1 protein-coding gene is annotated in these 902 nt (G+C 73.6%); it reads right to left on the reverse strand.

From position 1 onward, the window contains the following. Nucleotides 1-15: 15 nt before the first annotated feature. The gene (locus BIV01_RS12805) at nt 16-780 is read right to left on the reverse strand and encodes a carboxymuconolactone decarboxylase family protein (protein WP_071303086.1); all 765 of its coding nucleotides are present in this window, start codon (nt 778-780) and stop codon (nt 16-18) included. Between the last annotated feature and the right edge of the window lie 122 nt (nt 781-902).

Below are 902 nucleotides of genomic sequence, written 5' to 3' on the forward strand. Positions count from 1 at the left end.
CGCGCCTCCAGTCCGTCACCGGTCCGTCGCGGGCGCCGCGTCGTCGACGACCGCGAGGCCGTTGAGGGTGCGGGGGTACCCGATGAACGGCACCAGGACGGTGAGCACGTCGAGCAGGTCCCGGCGGTGGTTGCCGACGGCGAGGTTCCCCGCGACGTGCCCACGGACCTGCGCGTCGGCGCCACCGAGCGCGACGAGCATCGCGAAGGTGACGAGCTCGCGGGTCCGGAGGTCCAGCCCGCCGCGGGCCACCGTGTCGCCGAAGCAGTTGCCGGAGAGGAGCCGCTGGAAGTGCACCGTGTCGGGCGACGCGGCGTCGTACATGTGGTCGACCCGGTCGGCGCCGACGATCCGTCCCTGCACCTCGCGCCCGCGGGCCAGTCGCGTGTCGGGGTCGGTCGTGCGCTGATCCGGCAGGGGGAGCGCGACGCCGCGGGCGACGAGCGCGTCGTGGGTGATCGTGAGGAAGTCGACGGTGCGGGCGAAGCCGACGTAGGCGACGGCCTGGTAGACGACCTCCTTCGCCTCGACGGGGGTGACCTCGTTCGCGAGCGCGGCTCCGAGGAGGACGGCGAACTCGGTGTGCGCACCGACGGCGATCGTCGCGCCGAGCTGGACGAGGAGTCGGTCGTGCCGGGTGATCGCGACGTCGCGCAGGGTCTCGTCGAGGGCGAAGTCGGCGAAGGACGCTGCGAACCCCGGGTCGGTCTCGGCGAGGGTCGAGGTGTGGTCCGGGAAGAGCTGGGCGTGCTCGCGCTGGGCTGCTGGGTTCGCTGGCATGCCCTCGACGCTAGGACCGGGGTCGCCTCCGTGGGAGGGGACGCTGGGACACCCTCCGGCAGGGCACCCCTCCGCGAGCGCGAGCGGTCCGGATGGGCTCAGGACGACGGTCCGGCGACGAC

Origin of the sequence: Curtobacterium sp. MCBA15_013 (assembly GCF_001865095.1) — a bacterium.
Classification (GTDB): Bacteria; Actinomycetota; Actinomycetes; order Actinomycetales; family Microbacteriaceae; genus Curtobacterium.